The sequence below is a fragment of the Geobacillus sp. genome, assembly GCF_017515625.1.
Classification (GTDB): Bacteria; Bacillota; Bacilli; order Bacillales; family Anoxybacillaceae; genus Geobacillus; species Geobacillus stearothermophilus.
This window is the reverse complement of record NZ_JAFWFM010000147.1, coordinates 1-4462: the sequence shown is the minus strand read 5'-3', so window position 1 is coordinate 4462 and position 4462 is coordinate 1. Positions and strand designations below refer to the sequence as shown.

General features: G+C 53.6%; 3 protein-coding genes and 2 pseudogenes. 3 read left to right on the top strand and 2 right to left on the bottom strand.

The features are described from left to right. Positions 1-76: 76 nt before the first annotated feature. Positions 77-1318 (bottom strand): aminopeptidase, encoded by a 1242-nt coding sequence (locus IKE44_RS08790; RefSeq protein ID WP_287465656.1) that lies wholly within the window; start codon positions 1316-1318, stop codon positions 77-79. Positions 1319-1476: 158 nt separating this feature from the next. Here IKE44_RS08790 and IKE44_RS08785 point away from each other — a divergent pair. Further along, positions 1477-1988: pseudogene (locus IKE44_RS08785) on the top strand (sodium:solute symporter family transporter); the annotation flags it as partial. Between the two features lie 122 nt (positions 1989-2110). On the opposite strand, the pseudogene IKE44_RS08780 reads toward IKE44_RS08785, so the two are convergent. After that, positions 2111-2491 (bottom strand): annotated as a pseudogene (locus IKE44_RS08780) (diguanylate cyclase domain-containing protein); the annotation flags it as partial. Between the two features lie 366 nt (positions 2492-2857). On the opposite strand from IKE44_RS08780, the gene IKE44_RS08775 reads away from it, so the two are divergent. Together IKE44_RS08775 and IKE44_RS13845 are read left to right on the top strand one after the other, a co-directional pair. Next, complete coding sequence (locus IKE44_RS08775) at positions 2858-3373, top strand: DoxX family protein (RefSeq protein ID WP_033017197.1); 516 nt, start codon at positions 2858-2860, stop codon at positions 3371-3373. A 253-nt stretch (positions 3374-3626) separates the two neighbouring features. Then, positions 3627-3986, top strand: coding sequence for an AMP-binding enzyme (locus IKE44_RS13845; protein WP_049624779.1), 360 nt, complete (start codon positions 3627-3629; stop codon positions 3984-3986). Positions 3987-4462: the final 476 nt, after the last annotated feature.

Below are 4462 nucleotides of genomic sequence, written 5' to 3'. Positions count from 1 at the left end.
GGAATAAGGCTGCGCCAACGGTCGGGTCTGGCCGCTCGTTTGGCGCAGCCTTATTGTTTAGAGCTGGCGAAACCGATTACGCCAGTTCGAATGCCCAGTTGCCACTGCGGAAAATCGGCTCGCGCTTCCCGTCTTTCGTCACGCCGTCAATGTTCAGATCAGCTGAGCCGATCATAAAGTCGACGTGGACGAGGCTGTCGTTGACGCCGCGGCGGTCAAGCTCCTCTTTGGAAAGAGAGGCGCCGTTTTCGATATTGGTCGGATACGCCTTGCCGAGCGCCAAATGGCAAGCGGCGTTTTCATCAAACAGCGTGTTGTAAAAAATGAGATTGGACAGCGACACCGGCGATTGGTGCGGCACGAGGGCGACTTCCCCGAGGCGGCGCGCTCCGTCATCGGTGTCAAGCAAGTGCTTAAGCGTCTCATATCCTTGTTCGGCGCTGAAGTCGACGACTTGCCCGTCTTTGAACGTGAGCGTAAAACCATCGATCACGTTGCCGTTGTAATTGAGCGGCTTCGTGTTGCGCACTGTGCCGTTGACGCCGTCTTTATGCGGCATGGTAAACACTTCTTCGGTCGGGATGTTGGGATTGAAGCGCACGCCGCTTTGACTCGTCGCCGCGCCGCCGTGCCAGACGTGCCCGTCGACGAGCTCGACTGTGAGATTGGTGCCTGGCGCTTCGTAAACGAGCTGTTTGTATTGCTTGTTGTTTAAGTAATCGACGATGCGGGCGAGCCGGTCGTTATGTTCGCGCCAGGCAGCGATCGGATCGTCTTGGTCGATGCGGGTGATGCGGAAAATCGCTTCCCATAATTTGTCGATGGCTTCTTCATCGCGCAGATCGCCAAATACTTTTTGCGCCCACGCCGGTGTGGGGACGGAAATGAGCGACCAGCAGTTCCGGTCGGCCATAATGGCGCTCCGGTAGTTGGCGAGCGCTTGCGCTGCTGTTTTATTGGCGGTCGCGATCCGCTTTGGATCGACGTCTTTTAACAAGTCCGGATTCGGGGCGTGAATGGATAAAAAGGCAGCGCCTTGTTCGGCGAGTTCTTCCATCGCTCTTGCCCGCCACATCGGATATTCGGAAAACGCTTCTTCTGGGGCGTGGTGAAATTTAATGTATGTAAGCGCCTCGTCGTTCCACTCGACATACACGTGTTTCGCCCCGGTTTCGTACGCGGTTTTGGCGATTTTGCGGACGAGCGGCGCCGCTTCGAGCGGGGCGTTGACGAACAGCGTCTGCCCGGGCTGAATGTTCACCCCGACTTTCACCGCCATTTCGGCGTATTTGTCCAATTCCTTCTCCCAACGGTTCATCTTGTTCACTCCTTTTTTTGGATTCATCTCCACTTTATTATAATTCCCACCGCCTTGCAACTTAGGGAACTTTACATGTGGACGCTGTCCGGACGAGAGCGAAACATTCCGATGTAGGACGCGCCTCATGTTGGAATAACAGGATGGGTTGACACATAACGGTGTTGCCGCACATGGCGCTCGACTTGCTGCCGCCGTGGCTCGCGGGAGTGCTTTTGTCCGGCATTTTGGCCGCATCGTGACAACGGCCGATTCGCAGCTGCTCGTGATCACGAGCTCCATCAGCGAAGATATTGTCCGCCGCTCGCTGCGCCTTCGCCTGTCGGAAAAACAGCTTGTCGCGCTTTCCCGCGCGGTAGTGGTCATCGCCGGGCTGCTTGGCTTGGTGCTGGCGATGACATCGGAGTCGCTTGTGTATTTCATTGTCAGTTGGGCATGGGCAGGGATCGGCTGCACGTTGTCGCCGGCGATTTTGCTCTCTTTCTTCTGGAAGCGGTATTCCGGCGTCGGCGTCATCGAAACGATTGTGGCCGGTTTTGTCAGCACGGTCATTTGGATTTCTTCTCCGCTTGAGGCCATCGTTAGCTCGCGGTTTACGACATTTGCCATTGCGCTGGCGGCCGGGGTGCTGTTTAGCCTGTTGTTCCCTGACCGGCAACGGACGATGTAACCGATAACGTCAGTACATGAACATGAGGGTGTCCCGAAAGAAGCGGGGCACCCTTTCTGATTGTTGCGTATCTGCACTGAACGCTTGACGATATCTCGCTTCTTTTGAGAAAAGGAGGAGGTTCATCCACGAGCGGGACAGGCGATTTCCATCCGGTTGCGCCCGTTTTGTTTGGCTCGATAAAGCGCCTGATCGGCAAGGGAAAGAACGGTTTCCGCGCTCTCATTTGGTTGCGGGACGGCGACGGCGGCTCCGACGCTGACTGTGACGACACAAGCAGCGGGCGAGGAACCGTGCGGAATGGCGAGCCGCTCGACGTTTGCCCGCACCGCCTCAGCGGCAGCCGATGCTTCGGACGGCGAAGTGTGCGGCAAAATGACGGCAAATTCCTCACCCCCATAGCGCGCTGCCGTCCCGCCGTATTGCTTGGCTGTTTGTTCAAGCGACAAGGCGACTTTGCGCAAACAGTCGTCCTCGCATTGATGGCCGTACGTGTCGTTGAACCGTTTGAACGAATGCGGGCGTCGGCATCAGTCACCATAATCCCTTAGCTCGTATGTTCGACAATTTGCTCGTACAAGTGATCCATTTATCTTAGTAGCATGTTCTTTCTTTTCCCCTCCATTGAATCGTTCCTTTTCTCTAAAAATTAACATTGTTTATTTTATTTTCCGGTATGAGAGGCAAGGCGCCAATCCTTTTTCCTGTGAGGAAAGGCCTACTGCGATGGAACGAATCTTGCATTTATCATTCCATCATAACTTTTTGAAGATATTGTGAAATAGTGAGCAACTCTGCGCCGCCAGGCGAAAAAACGATTAAGATAAAAGTGTAAGGAACATCTTCCAAAACGAAAGGGGAGAAACACGATGGTTGTCAAATGGTTGCGCGAACACGTCACGGCATCGGTGTTGATGGTCGTATTCCGCTTGTATTTAGGATATGAATGGATGACGGCAGGGTGGGAAAAAATCACGCAAGGGTTTGACGCCACCGGATTTTTAAAAGGAGCGTTGGCGAAAGCCGCTGGGGAACATCCGGCCGTGCAAAGCTGGTGGGCGGCGTTTATCGAACACGTGGCGTTGCCGAATGTCGGATTGTTCAACGTTCTTGTGCCATGGGGTGAATTTCTCGTCGGGATCGCGCTCATTCTCGGATTGTTTACGACGTTTGCCGCCCTCATGGGAGCTGTGATGAACTTCGCCTTCATGTTCTCAGGCACGACGAGCACGAACCCGCAAATGGTGCTTCTTACCGTCTTTCTCCTCGTCGCCGGGGCCAATGCGGGACGATATGGCTTGGATCATTGGGTGCTGCCATATCTCCGCCACTGGTGGAGGGATAAAACGCATCGTCCACACCGACCGGCCTCATCGCATCAATGACCGTCACCAAGCCGCATGCGCTGCTTCAGGCTTCCTCCTTTTCCGAACGGCCGCTCCTTCTCCAACGTGGAAGGGGGTGGTCGTTTGCCGCGTCGGATAAAATGATTGGCTGTTCGAGAAAGGAATTTGGCGAATGACGGCGAAATGATATGCATATGGATGAAGCAGGAGACATGAACAAGTATTTGAAATCGTTTTCTGAAAGGTAACATACTAACCATTCAGTATTTTTTTATAAGGGATGGTGAAACGAATGAATGAAACACGCCCATACTGGCCGAGCGGGCTGCCGAAGGAACTCCGCTATGAGCTCGGCGAACAGCCGCTCTATGGCTATTTGCGCCATCGCGGCGAACGCGAGGAAAACGAGCCGGCGTACATTTTCTATAACAAGGTGATCACGTGGGGAACCTTGCTCGATCACGTTCACCGTTTTGCCCGCTATTTGCGGGAAAAAGGGGTGGAAAAAGGAAAGGTGGCGCCGTCTGAGTTGATCGAATGGGCGAAAGTGCATATGGCGGCGTTCAAGTATCCGCGTTATATCGAATTCATCGATGAATTGCCGGCGACGCCGTCAGGCAAAGTATTGCGAAAGCTGCTTCCAAGAGAATAAATATAGCGGCGGAGTTTGGCGCGGGCCGCCCCGCCTTTTCCGAAAAAAGGGGGATCACGGTGGACAATTTGCGGCAATTAACAGACGAACTGATGGCGAAAAAAGCGAGCGGCTGCTCGCCGCTTGGCCGACGGGGGGTTAATGGAAGTTAATGGGGAATCCCCCTCCGCCAGTGGCGGAGGGGGTGGCGCTGGGCTGTTTCTCTTTCATCGAGGGGCAGCGGTCGGATGCCGCATGTGAGAGGTGAAAAGTCGAAAAATACATTGACAATCCAATGGAAATGGAATATTCTTTAATTAGAAAGATGTCTAAATATCGAATGTTTTTGTCCGTATTTAGATAATTTCCTAAATGTCTAACTATAGACCGGCATGAAAAATCGTTTGCATGTGCCGCGTACGAAGCTGTGATAAACGAAAGATGCCCCTTTAGCGGTTCATCCAACGAAAACTCGTTTGCAAGGTGGGATCGCCATT

Excerpts from the sequence above, each read along its gene's own strand:
- IKE44_RS08790 (WP_287465656.1), bottom strand. The coding sequence starts at position 1,318 with ATGAACCGTTGGGAGAAGGAATTGGACAAATACGCCGAAATGGCGGTG.
- IKE44_RS08775 (WP_033017197.1), top strand. The coding sequence starts at position 2,858 with ATGGTTGTCAAATGGTTGCGCGAACACGTCACGGCATCGGTGTTGATG.
- IKE44_RS13845 (WP_049624779.1), top strand. The coding sequence starts at position 3,627 with ATGAATGAAACACGCCCATACTGGCCGAGCGGGCTGCCGAAGGAACTC.